The 16250-nt window shown below is 61.4% G+C and carries 10 protein-coding genes and 1 other RNA gene; 4 read left to right on the top strand and 7 right to left on the bottom strand.

What is annotated here, in order from left to right; translation table 11 throughout:
• Nucleotides 1–342: 342 nt before the first annotated feature.
• Both I6E51_RS07580 and I6E51_RS07575 read right to left on the bottom strand, forming a co-directional pair.
• Nucleotides 343–3276: a bifunctional [glutamine synthetase] adenylyltransferase/[glutamine synthetase]-adenylyl-L-tyrosine phosphorylase gene (locus I6E51_RS07580; RefSeq protein WP_197105762.1), complete on the bottom strand. Its 2934-nt coding sequence runs from the start codon at nt 3274–3276 to the stop codon at nt 343–345.
• Nucleotides 3277–3289: 13 nt separating this feature from the next.
• Nucleotides 3290–4627: a glutamine synthetase family protein gene (locus tag I6E51_RS07575; protein WP_197105763.1), complete on the bottom strand. Its 1338-nt coding sequence runs from the start codon at nt 4625–4627 to the stop codon at nt 3290–3292.
• 151 nt (nt 4628–4778) lie between these two features.
• On the opposite strand from I6E51_RS07575, the gene panB reads away from it, so the two are divergent.
• Nucleotides 4779–5609, top strand: coding sequence for a 3-methyl-2-oxobutanoate hydroxymethyltransferase (gene panB / locus I6E51_RS07570; RefSeq protein WP_197109873.1), 831 nt, complete (start codon nt 4779–4781; stop codon nt 5607–5609).
• Nucleotides 5610–5651: 42 nt separating this feature from the next.
• Here the strand turns inward: panB and I6E51_RS07565 are convergent, their stop codons facing one another.
• Nucleotides 5652–5819 carry a methionine aminopeptidase gene (locus I6E51_RS07565; RefSeq protein WP_197105765.1) on the bottom strand — a complete coding sequence of 56 codons (168 nt, stop codon included), beginning with the start codon at nt 5817–5819 and terminating at the stop codon, nt 5652–5654.
• A gap of 49 nt (nt 5820–5868) precedes the next feature.
• Here I6E51_RS07565 and map point away from each other — a divergent pair, with 49 nt between their 5' ends.
• From map to I6E51_RS07550, 3 genes are read left to right on the top strand one after another with little or no spacing between them, the layout of a single operon-like run.
• The gene (gene map / locus I6E51_RS07560) at nt 5869–6735 is read left to right on the top strand and encodes a type I methionyl aminopeptidase (RefSeq protein WP_197109872.1); all 867 of its coding nucleotides are present in this window, start codon (nt 5869–5871) and stop codon (nt 6733–6735) included.
• 38 nt (nt 6736–6773) lie between these two features.
• Entirely contained in the window at nt 6774–7520 is a 747-nt protein-coding gene (ppgK, locus tag I6E51_RS07555) for a polyphosphate--glucose phosphotransferase (protein WP_197109871.1), read from the top strand.
• 2 nt (nt 7521–7522) lie between these two features.
• A complete protein-coding gene (locus tag I6E51_RS07550; protein ID WP_197105768.1) occupies nt 7523–8233 on the top strand; it encodes a VIT family protein in 711 nt (236 codons plus the stop codon).
• Nucleotides 8234–8292: 59 nt separating this feature from the next.
• Here the strand turns inward: I6E51_RS07550 and rnpB are convergent.
• The 4 genes from rnpB to I6E51_RS07530 all read right to left on the bottom strand — a co-directional run bounded on the left by rnpB (nt 8293) and on the right by I6E51_RS07530 (nt 16211).
• Nucleotides 8293–8664: RNase P RNA component class A (gene rnpB / locus I6E51_RS07545), an RNA gene on the bottom strand.
• A gap of 32 nt (nt 8665–8696) precedes the next feature.
• A complete protein-coding gene (locus I6E51_RS07540; RefSeq protein WP_231599686.1) occupies nt 8697–9443 on the bottom strand; it encodes a zinc ribbon domain-containing protein in 747 nt (248 codons plus the stop codon).
• A gap of 24 nt (nt 9444–9467) precedes the next feature.
• Nucleotides 9468–10286: a Nif3-like dinuclear metal center hexameric protein gene (locus tag I6E51_RS07535; protein WP_197109870.1), complete on the bottom strand. Its 819-nt coding sequence runs from the start codon at nt 10284–10286 to the stop codon at nt 9468–9470.
• A 9-nt stretch (nt 10287–10295) separates the two neighbouring features.
• Nucleotides 10296–16211: a cytosine permease gene (locus I6E51_RS07530; RefSeq protein WP_197109869.1), complete on the bottom strand. Its 5916-nt coding sequence runs from the start codon at nt 16209–16211 to the stop codon at nt 10296–10298.
• Nucleotides 16212–16250: the final 39 nt, after the last annotated feature.

Here is a 16250-nt window from a genome sequence, read left to right as displayed (position 1 = left end):
TTTGTACCCCACTAGGAGGGCGCGAATCGCTCGAATCCCGGCGCAACCGGAGCCGAAAGCGAGTTCGGGTGAAGGCGGAAAAGTGCACGTCAGGAACCCTATTGGCCACAGCTCGACGCCCCATTTATGGGTAGAACTAGTAGTCTGCCCCTAGCGCACGGAGCAGGGGCTGCCGAGGATGCACCCACCCGCTGCCCCACAATGGGGTACACGATTTTCAGGCTCCCGGGGGACGCTCGTTGGCACCATAAGTGGTTACAGGTTTAACATGCCCGTAACATTCGGAGCGGTTTCAGGGCAACCCGAGCCGATGGCAGAAGCAGCCAGACTTTGCCTCGAGCCTTACGACCTCGGCACATTAGCGACGCCATAAAAGCGGCGCTCAAAGACGCGTCGAGCGCGACGCGTGGCGCGCAAATAGTCCTCTTCGAGCTTGCTCGCTGAGCCCGGTGGATATTCGAGCATGCGGGCAACACCCTCGAGTTGAAGTCGATCCGTGGGTAAGACATCCGAGGTCTTTGAGGTCCACAGGGTGATAGCCGAACGTGCGCGGGAGGCGAGAACCCACGCTTCGCGCAGGCGAGCCGCGTCGGAGGCAGTGACGAGCTTCTCGGCGACCGCCGCATTCAATGCGTCGAGCGTTGAGGTTGTGCGCAAACCTTCGACCGTAGCTCCGTGCTGAAGCTGCAAGAGCTGCACGAACCATTCGACGTCACTGAGTGAACCGCGGCCTAGTTTGAGGTGGCGGGACGGATCCGCGGCCTGCGGAAGACGTTCAGACTCCACGCGAGCCTTAATCCTTTTGACTTCACGCACGTCCTGCGGCGAAATCACGGAGGGGTAGCGAACGCGGTTCGCGAGTGCTTCGAAATCAGTGAGCAGCGCGGCGTCGCCGGCAACGCCACGGGCGCGCAAGAGCGCCTGAGCTTCCCAGGTGAGCGACCAGCGGGCGTAATAGGCCGCATACGATTCGAGGGAGCGCACGATGGCCCCATTCTTGCCTTCGGGTCGAAGGTCGAGGTCGAGATCGAGCGGAAGCTTGACGTCCTCAGTGATGCGAGTGAGCCCCTTGGCGAGCTTGTCAGCTCGTTTGGCAGCCTCTTCGTTAGTACCGTCCGTTGCCCGGTAGACGTACATGACATCGGTGTCGGAACCGAAACCTGCTTCGGCTCCCCCAAAACGCCCCATGGCGATAATCCCGAACTCTATTCCGTCAGGTTCTGGACGGAGAATCGCCAACGCTCCTTCGAGCATCATCGTTGTAACGTCGCTGAGCCCGCGGCCCAGCTCTTGAATCGTGGTCATTCCCACGATCGAGCCGATGGCCAAGCGTAAGATCTCACGGCGACGGGCTGTGCGCAACGCCTTGGCCGCGGCATCCTCGTGCCCTTTGTGTCTGGCGACAATGGCCCGAGCTTCGTCTTGCAACACCGCAAGAGAGCGCGGCTTGAGTTCTTTGTCGTGCTCCAGCCACGCTGCAGCTTCGGGGATGCGCTCGAAGAGCCCACCCACGTATTTGGATGCCGAGAGCACATGAGTAAGCCGCTCTGCAGCCCCAGAAGAATCGCGAAGCATGCGCAGGAACCAGTACGCCTCACCGAGTGCTTCGCTGAGCCGGCGGAACGCGAGGAGGCCGTAGTCAGGATCGGCTCCATCTGAGAACCACTGCAACATCACGGGCAGCAGAGCCTTCTGGATAGTGGCCCGCCGGGAGACGCCGCCGGTGAGCGCCGCAATGTGCGCTAGTGCGCCTTTGGGGTCGAGGAAGCCGATAGCGGCCAGTCGAGCGACGGCCTGCTCGCTCGAGAGCGCGAGGCCTTCTTCGGGCAAAGCGGCCACGGCCGAGAGCAACGGGCGATAAAACAGGCGCTCATGAAGTCTGCGCACGGCAATCTTGGTGCGCTGCCACTGCTCGGTGAGATCCTTCGCGCTTGTCGCAATGCCCGTCGCACGAGCGAGTACGCGCAGGTCATCTTGATCTCGCGGCATGAGGTGGGTGCGGCGAAGTCTCGACAGCTGGATGCGGTGTTCCAGCAGCCGGAGAAAGCGGTAGTCCCGAGCGAACTCGCCAGCTTCAGTGCGGCCGATATAACCGTGTTCGGCGAGAGCAATGAGAGCGCGCAGGCTGGACGTTTGACGCACCCCTTCGTCACTTTGTCCGTGAACGAGCTGCAGCAGCTGAACCGTGAACTCAATATCGCGAAGTCCACCCGGGCCGAGCTTGAGTTGCACATCGCGTTCCTGCGGTGGAATGTTCTCGGTGACACGCTCGCGCATCCGCTGCACTGACGCCACGAAGTTCTCACGAGACGCACTGGACCACACGAGCGGGGAAACGCCCTCAATGTAGCGACCGCCGAGCTCCCAGTCGCCCGCAAGAGGGCGAGCCTTCAGAAGTGCTTGGAACTCCCAGCTCTCTGCCCAGCGATCGTAATAGGCAAGATGCGATTCAAGCGTGCGCACAAGGGCACCGTCTTTGCCCTCAGGGCGAAGGTTGGTGTCGACCTCCCACAGTGCGGGTTCCACCGTGAGGTCTTGGATGCCGCGGATCGTCTGCACCGCCAAAGGGGTAGCGATCGTGACCGCACGGTCGGCGCTAATACCGTCAGGTTCAGTGACGAAAATGACGTCGACATCCGACACGTAGTTCAGTTCACGGGCGCCGGCCTTGCCCATACCAATGATGGCAATCCGGGTAGCGGCGATGTCAGCTTCTGGAAAGTTCACCGAGCGGCGTGCCACAGACAGTGAGGCTTCCAGCGCGGCACCGGCTAAGTCGGCCAACGCCATTGCCACACGGTCAACAGCAGCAAGAGGGTCTTCCTGCGCGAGATCCCAGGCGGTCAGCTTCGCGAGCTCTCGCCGATAGCGAACCCGCAAGGCAACCCACGCGTCTTCGCCCTCGAGGTCGTTGGTGACTTCGGTGAGGAGCTCAACGTATTCCTCGGGCGAGTAGGGCTGCGCAATGGGCGAACACATCGCGTCGAGTTCTTGCGGATGCCGCACAAAGAAGTCGCCAAGCCCCGAAGACGCGCCAAGGACTCGAACCAGTCGCACTGCGGCCTCGTCGTTGGCCAGCACTGGCGTGAGTTGCTGCGGTGAGCCCTCGGAGAGTTCCACGAGCAGCCGAAGAGCCTGATCGGGGTCTGCTGCGCGCGCGAATAACGCTGCGGGCACTTCGGGGCGGTCGAGCGCCACAAGACGCTCTCGGGCCTCGCTGAGTTCCAAGAAACCCAGCTTGGCGAGTTCGGTCAGAGTGTATGGCGGCGACGACATGGTGACGGAGGGTCTAGAGGATCTCTAGGCTGCTCTCCAATTCGTAGGGAGTGACCTGAGCCCGGTACGCCTTCCATTCGCGACGCTTGTTGAGCAGCACGAAGTTGAACACCTGCTCCCCGAGCGTCTCTGCGACGAGCTCGGAGTTTTCCATAATGCTCAGCGCATGGTTCAGGTTCGACGGAAGCTGTTCGTAACCCAAGGCACGGCGTTCGTGCTCGGACAGGTCGCCAACGGCATCCTCGGCTTCGAGCGGAAGCTCGTAGCCCTCTTCGATGCCCTTAAGCCCAGCGGCGAGCAACAGCGAGTAAGCCAAGTAGGGGTTTGCTGCCGAGTCGAGAGCACGGTATTCAATGCGCGCGCTCTGGCCCTTGCCGGGCTTGTACAGCGGAACTCGTACGAGAGCCGAACGATTGTTGTGCCCCCACGTGACGAAGCTCGGAGCTTCGTCTCCGCCCCACAAGCGCTTGTAGGAGTTGACGAACTGGTTAGTGACAGCCGTGATCTCCGGAGCGTGCTTGAGAATGCCGGCCATGAACTGGCGGCCAACCTTCGACAGCTGGTAGTGCCCGCTGGCGTCGTAGAACGCATTTTGGTCGCCCTCGAAGAGCGACATGTGGGTGTGCATTCCCGAGCCTGGCTGGCCAGACATCGGCTTCGGCATGAACGTGGCGTACACGCCCTGCTCAATGGCAACTTCTTTGATGACAGTGCGGAACGTCATGATGTTGTCTGCAGTGGTGAGTGCGTCGGCGTAACGAAGGTCGATCTCGTTTTGGCCGGGGCCGGACTCGTGGTGGCTGAACTCTACCGAGATGCCGAGGTCTTCGAGCATCCGCACCGAACGGCGACGGAAGTCGTGTGCCGTGCCGCCAGGAACGTTGTCAAAGAAACCAGCGGAATCTACCGGCTGCGGGCTGCCATTCTTGAGCTTGCTCGACTTGAGAAGGTAGAACTCGATTTCGGGATGCGTGTAGAACGTGAAGCCACGCTCAGCTGCCTTCTCGAGCGTGCGCTTGAGCACGTTACGAGGGTCAGATGCTGCGGGCTGGCCATCAGGCGTCGTGATGTCGCAGAACATGCGTGCGGTGGGGTCGATCTCTCCGCGCCACGGCAAAATCTGAAAAGTGGTGGGATCGGGATGCGCGAGCATGTCTGCTTCATAGGCGCGCGTGAACCCTTCAATGGCAGAACCGTCGAAGCCAAGACCCTCAGCGAATGCACCCTCGATCTCGGCGGGCGCAACAGCAACGCTCTTGAGCGTTCCCACAACATCCGTGAACCAGAGTCGAACGAATTTGATGCCACGTTCTTCAATTGTGCGAAGAACGAAATCGCGCTGCTTGTCCATTGACATATAGTCCCTCGATCCGTGCTTTGCCGCGAGATTGCGACATCGATTCTGCCGCTCTAAGGGTACTTGCTCTAGGGCATCTCTGCAGCGCACTCGCCGCCGTGGTAGCCCAATTGAACCCTGCGCCGGTGTCGTTAGACTGGCGGCTATGACTGACTCTGCCGCCGCTGAAGCCCAAGCCAAGCTCAAACGAGTTCGCACTCGCCATTTTCAGACGGCGAAAGAGAACGGAATCAAGATCGTTGGGCTCACCAGTTACGACCAGCTGACTGCTGGAATCTTCGACGAATCCGGCATCGACTTCCTGCTGGTCGGCGACTCCGCTGGCAACAATGTCTATGGCTACGACACCACTCTGCCTGTAAGCATCGATGACCTGATCCCCCTGACGCGCGCCGTCGCCGGCGCTGTTACCCGCGCTTTTGTCGTGGCGGATATGCCTTTCGGGTCCTACGAAACAGGTTCCGAGGAGGCGCTTCATACCGCGTTCCGCTTCATGAAAGAGACCGGGGCACACGCCGTGAAGCTTGAAGGCGGTGTGCGCAGCGCCGAACAGATCCGACGCATCGTGGATGCCGGCATCCCGTTGATGGCTCACATCGGGTTCACTCCTCAGAGCGAGCACGGTCTCGGCGGCCACGTCATCCAGGGTCGCGGAGAAGGGTTTGAGCAATTGCTCGCCGACGCTCTCGCCGTTCAAGAGGCTGGCGCGTTTGCCGTCGTGCTCGAGATGGTTCCCGCGGATGCCGCAGCCAAGATCACCGAAGCACTGTCGATTCCGACAATCGGTGTCGGTGCCGGCCCTCACGTTGATGGGCAGCTTCTGGTCTGGACTGACTGGGCGGGCCTCACCAAGGGACGCATCCCCAAGTTCGTTAAGCAGTACGCCGATTTGCGCGCAACGCTCGCGGGCGCTGTCGACGAGTACCGCGCCGATGTGGCCGCGGGTACGTACCCGACAGAGGAGCACTCCTACTAGGAGTCTCCTCGGCCGGGAACAGCCCGTGAGTGCTCCGAGCGTCTAGTCTTCAGAATCTTCGCTTGCCCACTTGCGTGCGCGCTCCGCGATGATTTGCGGGGCGTGTTCGGCTTGAGCCCGAGTATCGAATGGGCCATCACGATCTACGGCTAGCGACTGCGGTCCTTCTTCGACTTCGCCGGTCTTGTGGTTGTACCACCATTGCTCCATGCGGTTCGTCCCTTCGTCGAGAGCAAGGCTACGCGGTTAGACTGCTGAAATGCCTCGGAATAATTCTGGTCACCTCGTTCCGGGAGTAGTCCCACCCCAACTTGCCGTCCCCTCGGCTATTACCCGCCCCGAATACGTGGGCAAGAAGGCGCCGCGCACCTTCACCGGTTCAGATGTTTACACGGCTGAAGAAGTAGACCGCATCCGTGCCGCAGGCACCATTGCCGCCGGCGCCGTCGAAGCAGTTGGTGCGGCGGTTGCCCCCGGAGTCACTACCGCACACCTCGATCAGATCGCGCACGAGTACATGGTGTCCCGCGGTGCCTACCCGTCAACGCTGGGCTACCGTGGCTTCCCGAAGTCGTGTTGCACGAGCATCAATGAGGTTATTTGTCACGGCATTCCGGATGACACGGTGCTCAAAGATGGCGACATCATCAACATCGACATCACCGCCTACAAAGATGGCATGCACGGTGACCTCAATAAGACTTTCCTCGTCGGCGACGTTTCTGACGACGCTCGCAATCTCGTTGAACGCACGCAAGAAGCGCTTAACCGGGGAATCAAGGCCGTAGCCCCTGGGCGTCAGGTCAACGTGATCGGCCGGGCGATTGAGTCCTACGCAAAGCGCTTCGGCTACGGCGTGGTTCGCGACTTCACCGGACACGGCGTTGGCCGTGCTTTTCACACCGGCCTCATCATCCCCCACTACGACTCCGCACCGCAGTTCGACGACGTCATCGAGGTGGGAATGGTCTTCACCATCGAACCCATGCTGACCCTCGGGACCAACGATTGGGATTTGTGGGCCGATGACTGGACCGTCACCACTCGCGACAAGAGCTTGACCGCACAATTCGAGCACACAATGGTCGTCACCGAACGTGGCACCGAAGTTTTGACTCTCCCGTAATAATCTGACGCTCCCCTAACCACGCGAAAGAGGACAGCATGACTCAGGCTCTAGGAATCGACATCGGTGGCACCGGAATCAAGGGGGCCATTGTCGACACCGACACCGGCAAGCTGGTGAGCGACCGGATGAAGATCGCGACGCCCAAATCGGGCAAACCTGATGCGATCGTCGCGGTCGTCGTTGAGCTCATCGAAAAACTCGGCGGAATTCCCGAGTCGATGCCGGTTGGCGTATGTTTCCCCGCAATCGTGCGCAACGGCAAGACGATGTCTGCCGCAAACATCTCCAAAGAGTGGATCGGTCTCGAGGCCGAAGCGCTATTCGAGAAGGCCCTCGGCCGCGACATCCGCTTTGTCAATGATGCGGATGCCGCTGGCGTCGCCGAAGTGCGCTACGGCGCGGCTCAAGGCGTACCCGGTCTGATTTTGCTCACAACGCTCGGCACCGGTATCGGCAGTGCGCTGATCTATAACGGAACCCTCGTTCCGAATTCAGAGCTGGGTCATCTCACCATCGGGCGCCAGGATGCCGAAAAAGGCGCGTCATTCTCCGCGAAGGAACGGCGCCGCCTCAGTTGGAAAGCGTGGGCAAAGCGTCTCCAGCGCTACTACACCCACCTCGAACTGCTCTTCTCCCCCGACCTCTTCTTGGTCGGTGGCGGCGTGTCAAAAAGCCACGAAAAGTTTCTCCCACTGCTGAAGTTGAAGACGCCGATCGTGCCCGCCAAACTTCGCAACAACGCTGGCATTCTCGGTGCTGCCGCCCTCGCCGTAAAGGAATAGCCATGAGCTTTCACACCAATGAACCCCATTCCGGCGACATCGCTGGGCGCCTGAACTGGCTCCGCGCTGGAGTTCTTGGCGCGAACGATGGCATTGTCTCTGTTGCTGCAATCGTTGTCGGCGTCGCTGGTGCGACCTCCGCCATCGCTCCCCTGATCACCGCGGGAGTCGCCGGCCTCGTCGGTGGCGCCATCTCGATGGCCTTGGGAGAATATGTTTCCGTGAGCAGCCAGAGCGATAGCCAGCGGGCACTCATCGAGAAAGAGCGACGAGAACTCGCCGAGATGCCGGAGGAGGAACTCGCCGAGCTCGCGGCCATCTACCGAGCTAAAGGAATCAGCGCAGAAACAGCGCAACGCGTGGCAGAGGAGCTCACCGAACACGATGTTCTAGCGGCCCACCTCGAAGCGGAGCTAGGCATCACCGAACACGCCGTCGTGAGCCCCTGGCAAGCAGCCGGGGCCTCTGCGCTCGCGTTCACGATCGGTGGAGTGCTGCCGCTCGCCGCCATCCTGCTGGCACCAGAACCCATCCGGGTCCTAGCGACCTTCATCGCCGTCTTGACAGCACTGGTGATCACCGGGGCGCTGTCGGCGCGTGTTGGCGGCAACAGCTGGGTGCGACCAACGCTGCGGATTGTGATCGGTGGAGCGCTCGCCCTCGCCACCACGTTCCTCATCGGTACGCTTTTGGGCACTTCGGGCGTCGTCTAGAGGCACTCGGCGACCGCACGGGCGAGTCTGGCTGAGCCTGACGCTCACATTCAGACTGAGGAATGGGCCGGCTAGTACGCCGGGTTCTGTTCACACGAGACCGAAATCTCGTGCTGGACGGTCATCTATCTACGATGTACGTTGCCGCACACCTCTAGCGATCTACCCGAAGACTCGGCGAGCAGCCTTAGCGTCTTCTGTCTGATCTTGCTCCGGACGAGGTTTACCTAGCCGGCCGAGTCACCCCGGCCGCTGGTGGTCTCTTACACCACCGTTTCACCCTTACCCCAGACCGAAGTCTGTGGCGGTCTGCTTTCTGTTGCACTGTTCTCGCGGGTTGCCCCGGGTGGGTGTTACCCACCATCCTGCTCTGCGGAGCCCGGACGTTCCTCGGTACCCTAAACGGATAACGCGACCGTCTTGCCGACCCATTCAACTGCCAAGCTTAGCGTTCAACGAGCGGTTAGAGTCCCGACTCGTTGGTGCGAACAAGAATGCCTTCACTGCTGGCACACATGATCACGGTGTCAGGTGCTGCGGCCCGAATCTCTTGCATTTCGTTCTCGAGGAGCTTCACGCCGGATGCCAGCGAAACTCCCCCGCGCAACAGCGAAGCGCCAACACCGTAACGTTCGCGCTGACGTTCGTAGAGCGCCAAAAGATCGTCCGGGATCGTAGCCTGCAAAGCAGAGCGACCGGTACGGGTCGTGCCCAACTCCGCCTCGATGACGACGAGGGCTTCATCGCGGCTGGCTTCGAGCTCGGCGGCCTGGGTACGGAGGTTGTCCGCCTGCTCAGTCAGATTGTCTACAACCTTCTGCTGGGCTTCAAGCTTCTCCATGACGGCAAGCTCAATGTCTTCTAGGTTGCTCAAACGGGTGCGCAGCGCGGCGAGCTCCTGCTCAAGCGCAGCAACATCTTTGGCCGACGAACTCGCATCAAGGCGCGAAGTATCACGGGCGATGCGAGCCTCAACCACCGTGACATCCGACTCAACGCGGCTCATTTCGAGCTCGATGTCTTCTTTGATGCCACGCTCTTCTAACATCGTCAACTGAAGCTTGTCGCGGTGCTGCTTCAGTTCGGTAAGTTTCTCGTGCTCAGGAAGCTTCTTTGCACGGTGCTCCAACTGGGCAATCTTCGTGTCAAAGGCCTGCAGGTCGAGGAGCAGCGCCTGATCAGCGGGGCTAGCGGTCAATGCCATAGTCATGTTTCTCTCTGTATACCGGTGTGCTTACTGCACAACCGCAAAATCCCAAGGATCGGTGCGCAATTCGCTCACCGTAATCGTTACGTCTGGCAGCAATGCCCGCAACTCTTCGGCTGCAGCGTCGAGCCACAACCATTCACTCGCCCAATGCGAGACATCGATCAACGCTGGGCCATTCAGGAGCCGAGCATTCTCACGAGCTTCAGAAGCCGGATGATGCCGCAGATCACTCGTGATGTAGACATCCGACGCCAACACGGCAGGCTCGTTCAAGTATGCGTCACCCGCTCCCCCACACAACGCCACCGATTGAACGAGTTGCTCAAAATCACCAGCAACACGAACGCCGGTAGCCGTGGGCGGGAGAATCTCCGCGATCAGGCGAGCGAGACGACCGAGCGTCATCGGCTCCGGCAGTCGCCCCGTGCGGCCAATGCCGCGATCGGGAGTCTGACCGGCGACGATGGGGGCGATCGACGACAAGCCCAGTGTGGAGGCGAAGCGACCTGACGTTCCGGTTTCTACGACATCCGCGTTCGTGTGGGCGGCCAACAGAGCGCACTCAGCACGCACAAGCTTGGTCAGCACCGCTCCTTTGTAGCGGTCGCTGGCTATGGATGTGACCCCGCGCAGGAGCAGCGGATGGTGCGTGATGAGCATGTCCGCGCCACCAGCAATAGCCTCGTCGACGGTGTCAATGACCGCGTCGACCGCGAAAGAGATCGTAGACACCGGGGCGTCGAGGTCTCCCGCGACTAACCCCACCGCATCCCACGACTCGGCACCGGATGCAGGCCAGAGCCGTTCGGCCGCGGCAAGGACATGAGCGACAGTAGTAGACACGCGATCAGTCTAGGCGGGACGCGGTGCGCGCTCAGGCTGCTCGGCCTCTTGACGACGAATCGCTGGAATACCTGCCACCAGGGGCGTCAGGATTCCGAGGCCAAGCGCGACGAGCACACCAAGGTCGGTGCCGGCGAGGTCAGAACTCAGATCAACGCCGAGTGCCGTAAAGCCGTACCCCTGCCACGAAAGCCAGCTGATCGTTGCGCTCGTGAGAGCGAAGCCGATCACCGAGATCACGATGTAGGCACCGAGGTTGACCCAACGGACATCGGCATACACTCCACCGCGAGCAAGCAGCCCAGCGCTGTCGAGCTTGCGAGTGCGAATCATGGTCTCCGAAGCAAAGATGCCCGCCCACGCAGCGGTGGGGACCGCAAGCGTGGTTGCGACATCCCGGAACAGTTCGTTGATTCCACCATCGATGCCGAAGGCGAAGAGGATACCGAGAGCACCGAGCACGACCGCAACGATGACGATTGACCACTGACGCGGCACCCGCACTCCAATTGCCTGGAGGGCGAAACCACCGGAGTAGAGGCTCAGCGTGATGCCCGAGAGCAAGCTCAGTGCAGCAGCAAGCAGCAACGGAATCGGGTACCAGCTCGGCAGCAAGAGCAGCAGGGTGTCGAGTGGCGAAGCGAGGAAACCGCGAGCAATTGCGGGGTCGGAAGCCGCAAGAAGCGCACCGTAGGCGATGAGAACGAAGGCGGGAAGTGCTGCACCAAAGGTGGCAGACAACATCGACGCTGGACCGCTCGAGGACGGGCGCTGGTAACGGGCAATATCTGCACCGCTATAGGCCCACACCAAACCAAGGAAGCTGAACACCAAGACGGCGCCGGTGACTGTCAGCAGCCACGAACCGTCGGGAGTGGTGAGCGCCTGCGAAACGTCGATGTACTGCGCCGTGAAGCCGATGAGGCCCACAATCAGCACACCCGAGATGATGCTCAGAATCAATTGGATGCGCGCAAACAGCGGGTAACCGGCGAAAGCGATTACCAGCGCGATCAGGAACGACAGTGCCAATGCGATGAGAAGCAACTGTCGGTCGCCAAGACCACCGTTGAGGTCGGAGCCGATCAGCACAATGGCGACCGAAGAAGCCAAGACCCACAAGAGCACAGCGCCCCAGAAGAGTCGAGCGACTAAGGCAACCGCCGACGGAGCGATATTGCCGAGGAGCCCGAACGTCGACCGCGAGACAACCATGGTTGGCTGGCCGCTGCGCTTGCCCGCAAGAGTTGTGAGGCCCAAGGGAATGAAGGACAGCGCGACACCCGCGAGGATAGCGACGATCGACTGGCGAAGGCTCATCCCCACAGCGAATACCGCTGCACCGAGACCGAGGCTCACGATGGACGAGTTGGCAGCAAACCACAGCCAGAAGAGACGTGCGGCGTGACCGATGCGGCGATCAACCGGAGTCGGCTCCAGGCCACTCTCCTCAAGGCTGAAGACGCGCTGCGCAGTAGGAGCGACCTCATCAAGACCGAGCGGCTGCTGAGCAACAACTGATGTTGAATGAGCAACTGGCTGAGGCATTGAATCGATCGGCGCTGGCGCAGCCGCGCTTGATTCAGTGATTGGCGGTGCAGCGAGAGGTGCCGGAGCGCCCGTTGGTGCCGGCTGCGACGCAAGCGAAGCACCAGCAACGGCAGCGCCACCAAGAAGCGCAGCACCTGCCGCCCCAGCGGCAAAGGGAATTTCGTCATCGGCGTTATCAGCGCGAACGTTCTCGGCGCCAGCGTTGTCGATTGGCGCAGCGCTGTCGATTGGCGCAGCCCTCACACCGGCGCTGAATGCGGCGGTGGACAGCTCTGTCGGGTACGAAAGGCGGTCGCTGTCGTCAACAGCGTCATCCGTTCCCGACTCGTCCGCTTCAAATGCGGCTTGGGCAATGGGCATCGAGCCAGTTTGAACTTCAGAGAGCGGGTCACCATGGAGAGGCGGTGCGGCGTTCGCGAGGAGCGCCTGCAATGGATCAACATCCGCTTCATCGGCGTCGGAATCGACGTCAGCATCCACGATGTCATCGGTCTTCAGCAGGTCATCAAAGCTGATCGGCTCCGATGCGACGTACTTCGGAGTCTCGGTCGAGGCGAAGCTGAAAGCTGCAGCACCCTCCGTTGTGGCGGTCGCTGCTGCAGAATCGTCGGGAACAGATTCCGAAACCGGCTCGGAGGCCACAGCAGTCGTTTCTGCGGAGTCCTGCTCGGTTTCAATCGGCGCCTCAGCAGGCGTCGATGCTGCGGTGCTCGGCAGGTCCGCTTGGAGATCGAACGCGAAGGGTGCGTCGCTTTCATCAGCGGCCGAGTCGACAGCGAATTCAGCGGAGGCCGCCTCAGCGTTGACCTCGTCCGATGCGCCGTCTGCGGGCGGCGGAGCAAATCCGAAATCACCGAACGAGACATGCTCGTCGAGGTTCGCGCGCGGAATGCTCGGCGCGACGTCCGGCTCCACGAGAGCAGGCGGAGCGAATTCGACCTCGTCGTAGTCGCCATCCTCGTCGGCGGGGAATTCAGGAGCAGCCTGAACGTCAGATGGGGCCGGAGCTGCGGTCTCGTCAGTCGCTTCGGGCGCGGCGGGCGCCTCGGGCGCAGCTGCTGGCAGTGTGGCGAAAGGCAACTCGGGCGCAGCGAACGATTCGGAAACTACCGGCGCTTCAGGAACGATGGCAGCATCAGGCGTTTCGGCAGCTTCCGCTTCGCCCGCGGGAGCTTCCGGAGCATCGCCCAAGGAAAGAAAGCCGGAGTCGGCATCGAACGAAGAAGCTGCGGGGTCGGCAATGGGCTCGGTAGCCGCTGCCGGAGCAGCAGGCTGCTCGACAGACGGCTGCTCATTAGACGGCTGCTCAGAGTCGTCGCCTAGAACAGGAATTGTGATCGACCCGGTCGGATCTGCGTGAGCAGCAAAGGGGATCTCGTCTTCGAAGTCCGCGGGAGGCGACCACGACTCGCTGGGCGGCGGAACGTCCCACGACGGCAATTGGGCCGCAGCGGGTGCTGGCGCGGGTGCAACTGTGGCGGACGATTCTTCCGGCACTGCGGGAGGCGCATCCGCTGATTCGCTGGCTGTTCCAGCGGAGTGAGAAGCAGCCTGATCAATGTCGACGTGCGCGGTCTCTGCCTGGGGCTCGACCGGCGTGTGAGTCTCCGCAGCCGCAGAGGGCGCTTCATCGTGGTCGACGACCTCCGAGAATTCGGACCGAACTTGCTCGATGACTTGATCGGCGACGGGGCCGCCTCGGGACCGGAATGTAGTTTCCCATTCGCGGTACTCCCGGGCTTCTTCTTCGCGCAATCGCAACTGAGCTTCGAGAACCTCAATGACGCTCAGCGTTCCCGTTGACTGGTTTTCGGGGCTGTCTGCCCAGTTCAGAATGTCTTCATCCGCCATCGAACGGCGGGTGGGAGGCGTCGGGACGTCGTCCTCTGTCGCAGTTTCTGCACTAGCAGGCTGTTCTTCGCTCGCTGCCGGTGCTTCCGCAGTCGCCGACTCGTCCGCAACGGGAGTGTTTGGGGCTGCTGGAATTTCTTCTGCCGCGGGAGTTGGTTCCGCGACCGGGACGAAGGATGCTTCCGGTGCAAAACTCGAAACGAACGGCGCGGCCTGAACTGGGCTCGGCTGGACGGGTTCGGCAGGTTCCGCAGACTCGACGAAGGGCTCGGCCGGGAGTTCAAACGCGGGAGCGACAACGTCAGCTGCCTCCGGGGCGCTCGGGGCCTCAGGAAGCGTCACAGCCTCAAAAGCAATCTCAGTCTCAGGAGCACTCGTTGCCTCAGACGCTGCTTCGGTTTCTGCTTCGGCTTCTAGTTCCGCTTCTGTTTCCGGTTCTGAAACGAACGCCGATTCGACAGCGTCAGTAGCGAGATTTACGGGCTCAACGACCTCGGGAACTTCTGCGATGGCAGCTGTTGATTCAGTCGTGGGCGCCACACTGTCGAAAGTTTCGACGGCGTCTGCAGCAATCGCTGCCGGCTCCTCATCAGCCGGTGCGATGAACGACTGACGGCGCGTGAAGGGTGAATCTACTTCGGCCGCGTCAGTGACTTCTGCGACTTCGCTAGGTTCGGAGACTTCGCTGGGTTCGGCAGCGTCGTTGGATTCCGCAGTGTCGTCAGCGTCGGCGACTGCGGACTCAACCGCGCCAAATCCCTCTGGTTCTTCGAGAGCAGTCTCTGCGGCCGGCGCGGGGAAGAACACGTCGAGAGGCTCTTCGGCAACCGCTTCGGTCGCCTCTTCGAAGGCCTCGATCGGCTCGGGCTCCGTCGTCGACGCTGGTTCGTCTGCGGCCACTGAATCTGCCGGATCTGCTGGTGCCGCGACATACTCAGGCTCGATCACGGACTCAGGCGTGGGCGGCGCAAGGTATTCACTCGTGGAGTTCTCAGCAGAGGGCTCAGGATCGGCGGCTTCGCGGAACGCAGCATCCAGGTCGAAGGCCGAAACGCTCGCGACGGACGGGGCGCTAGCGAACTCGCTTGATTCAGCGTCGTCGTCAGCAGCTGTGCTCGCGTCGGCATCGGCAAGAGTTGAGTCGGTCGCGTCTTCCTGCGGCGCGACCTCTTCAGCTGTGGGCACAGTAGCGTCGCTCGCAATATCCGAAACGTCGGAGTCAGGAGTGAGAACCTCATCGAGCGAAAGGAACCCGTCGCTATTCAGGCTCGGTGCCTCGACAACGGCCGGTGCATCCTTGCCGTCGAGGTTCCACATGGGGGCACCGTCGATGACTTCTTCCACAGGAAGAGGCGCCTCTGCTGCAGCCTGTTCCTCTACAGGAGCCGGTGCGGGAGTGGAGCCCTGAACGTTGGGCTCAAGCGGCCCGAGCTTCCAGATGTGGTTAGCGGGTGCATCCGATTCGGCTGAAATTGGATCGGAGCTGTCACCCGCGACAGGGGAAACCTCTGCCCAGTGTGTGTCACCGGACGGTGCGTCTTCAGCGGGCGCGTGAGGCGCAGCTGCTTCTGGTTCCTGCGTTGCAAAGAGCGATTCGAAGCTGAACTCTTCGGAGTCATCTGCGCCCTCGGTAGCGCCAAGATCGAACGCACCAAGATCTTCATCGAACTCGTCCGCGGCAGGCGCAATGGCGTCAGCAGAAACGGGGGCTGGCTCGACCGATTCTGACGCGAGCGGCTCAGGTGCGACTGGCGCAGCATCGAGCGGCGAAGATTCAACGGGGGCAGATTCGGTTGCCGCGGAATCATCCGGTGCGGACTGAGCGGCTGCTGATTGAGCGGCTGCGGATTCGACCGGCGCAGGCTCAGTCGGAGCAGTTGCGCTCTCACCGGCAGCTGCAGCCTCGCCAGCGGCAAGAGCAGTAGCCAATGCGTCGCTTTCAGCGTCTACTGCCGCAGCGTGGGCTTCCATTTCTTCTGGAGTGCGTCGGCGAGAAATACGGGACGCGAAGAAATCTGGCGTCGTGTAATCAGCAGGAATTTGGTAGGGGTCGTCGTCATCGTTGTCATCGGCTGCTGACGGTGCGACGGCGTGCTCGGAATCTGCATCACTCGGAGCATCGAGCTGCGAAACAGCCTGGGTGGGATCAGGAGCGGGCGCCATGGCCCAAGGAGGCATTCCCTGGTCGAGCGCATCTGCGACGTCGGAGCGCTGGAACTCTTCGTTGAGGTCGATGGGCGCAAATCCTGAGGCGCCAACGGGCGGCGCTGGCGGTGCGACAGAGTCTGCGGGCGGCGCAGCCGGCACAGACGTATCTGCATTGAGCGCAGCATCCAGATTGAAAATGCCGTCAGTGGATGCTTCGCTCAGGTCGACAAGACCGTCAGCGGTCGTGTCATTCGCCGAGTCCGCACCGGGAGATGTGCCGGTTGCGGGCTTCGGAAAGGGTAGTTCGAACTCATGCTCTGAAGACGTTTTGTCGTTCGCATCGTTCGCGTCGTCAACGTCGTCGTGGAATGCCATGCACAGATCCTAAGGCGATACCAATGTTTTGCGGGTATG

Source organism: Salinibacterium sp. NSLL17, assembly GCF_015864935.1.
GTDB lineage: Bacteria > Actinomycetota > Actinomycetes > Actinomycetales > Microbacteriaceae > Rhodoglobus.
Note: the sequence above shows the minus strand (reverse complement) of the source record. Positions and strands in the feature narration are given on the sequence as shown.

Coding starts and splice junctions, on each gene's coding strand:
- I6E51_RS07580 (WP_197105762.1), bottom strand. CDS start 3,276: ATGTCGTCGCCGCCATACACTCTGACCGAACTCGCCAAGCTGGGTTTC.
- I6E51_RS07575 (WP_197105763.1), bottom strand. CDS start 4,627: ATGGACAAGCAGCGCGATTTCGTTCTTCGCACAATTGAAGAACGTGGC.
- ppgK (WP_197109871.1), top strand. CDS start 6,774: ATGACTCAGGCTCTAGGAATCGACATCGGTGGCACCGGAATCAAGGGG.
- map (WP_197109872.1), top strand. CDS start 5,869: ATGCCTCGGAATAATTCTGGTCACCTCGTTCCGGGAGTAGTCCCACCC.
- I6E51_RS07540 (WP_231599686.1), bottom strand. CDS start 9,443: ATGACTATGGCATTGACCGCTAGCCCCGCTGATCAGGCGCTGCTCCTC.
- I6E51_RS07565 (WP_197105765.1), bottom strand. CDS start 5,819: ATGGAGCAATGGTGGTACAACCACAAGACCGGCGAAGTCGAAGAAGGA.
- panB (WP_197109873.1), top strand. CDS start 4,779: ATGACTGACTCTGCCGCCGCTGAAGCCCAAGCCAAGCTCAAACGAGTT.
- I6E51_RS07550 (WP_197105768.1), top strand. CDS start 7,523: ATGAGCTTTCACACCAATGAACCCCATTCCGGCGACATCGCTGGGCGC.
- I6E51_RS07530 (WP_197109869.1), bottom strand. CDS start 16,211: ATGGCATTCCACGACGACGTTGACGACGCGAACGATGCGAACGACAAA.